Origin of the sequence: Streptomyces fuscigenes (assembly GCF_021556455.1) — a bacterium.
Lineage (GTDB): Bacteria > Actinomycetota > Actinomycetes > Streptomycetales > Streptomycetaceae > Streptomyces > Streptomyces fuscigenes.
Map to the genome: position 1 here is coordinate 1 of NZ_JAKGCV010000745.1, position 1488 is coordinate 1488.

The 1488-nt window shown below is 77.7% G+C and carries 2 pseudogenes; both read right to left on the reverse strand.

Annotated features, from left to right (window positions below):
- A pseudogene (locus L1885_RS28265) lies at positions 1-125 on the reverse strand (class II aldolase/adducin family protein); the annotation flags it as partial.
- A gap of 380 nt (positions 126-505) precedes the next feature.
- Positions 506-1488, reverse strand: a pseudogene (locus tag L1885_RS28270) (hypothetical protein); the annotation flags it as partial.

A 1488-nucleotide genomic window follows, 5' to 3' on the forward strand; every position in this document is an offset into this window, starting at 1 on the left:
ACGAGGGTGGAGACGGCGGTCGCGTGGACGGCGTGCGTGTGCACGACGGCGAGCGCGTCGGTCCTCCGGTAGACCGCGAGGTGCATGGGCAGTTCGCTGGTGGGGGTCATGCGGCCGAGGACCTGCGCTCAGATGCCAGTCCTCGACGAGCGCGGACACGCCCGGCACGTTCGTGCGGTCCGTGCGGTACGCGTAACGCACGGCGGGACGGGCGGCGAGCACCGTCTGCCACAACTGCCCGCCGCCCGCGGCGCGGATCTGCCGGCCCTCTGGCGTGCGCGCCGCCGCGGCGACCCCGGAGCACCAGTCGGGCCAGTCCTCGGTACGGTCGGCGAGCTCCCGGTAGACCGCGTCGGGCGGCACGCCGATCTCGGCCCCGAACGTGAGGCGCATCGGCGCCGATTCCACGAAGTCCAGTTCCACCGGATGTATCCGTCGGACCACGGTCCTCACATCCCACGGGTGGCGCGGGCGGCCCCGCCCCCGGTGGGCGGGTACCGCGCCCCTACGAGACGGGTTCCACCGGAGCGACCCCTTGAAGCGTCCCTCCCGTCGCCAGTTGCGCCGACAGCCGCACGGCGCCGCCGCCCGGCGCGCGCACGGTGAGCGTCGTCGCCGCCGCCCGCGCCCGGACGCCGCCCGCGGCGGTGATCGACGTGACGGCGCGGCTTCCGGCGGCCAGGAGGTACGGGTGCCCCGCGGCCGACCGCCACCGCAGGCCCGCCACCACGTTCTGGCCGAACCTGCTGCACAGCGCCGTGTCCTCGGCCTTCGCCACGAACGTCCCCGGCGCGGACACCGCCGCGGCGGGCTGCTGGAACTGCACCATCACCCGCCCGGGCCCGCGCCAGGTGTCCGCGCGCGAGCACACCCAGGTGGCGCGCCCGGCGCGCTCGGGCAGGTCCTGCACGGCGAAGGCCCAGTTGTTCACCGCCTTCACGCCCCCGCCCCGCAGCTCGCCCAGGGTGCAGGCGGTGCGCGCCCAGCTGACGAGCGCGGGCCCCGACGTGGCCTCACGGGGCTGGCGCGCGGGCGCGCCCGCGCCCGGGGGCGGGGTGTAGGTCAGGTGCACCGGCGACAGGTCGCCGAGGTCGGTCAGCAGGAACGCGTGCCTCTCCGCGATCCGGCTCGACGAGCGCAGCTGGAGCGCGGGCCACGACGAGCAGGACCCGTCCGCCGCCGGGCCGGGGACCGGGGCGGTCACCCCGTCGGGGCCCACGCGCACCGCCGCCGCGGGGGTGTCCGGACGCAGCAGGTCCCGGCGGGTGGTCTCCGCGACCCACGGCGCCAGAAGGTAGCGGACCGTACCGCGGCCGCGGCCGACCACGAGCGCCGCCGCCGTCGTCACGTCCCCGTCGTCGGCCCGCGCCACGTCCAGGGCCGCGGCGCCGCCGCCGGTGGGGGCACCCCCTCTGGGGGAGGGCTCCGCGTAGCGCGCGACCCGGCCGCCGTCCGAGAGCAGCACCACCGTGGCCGGGCCCACGTCGC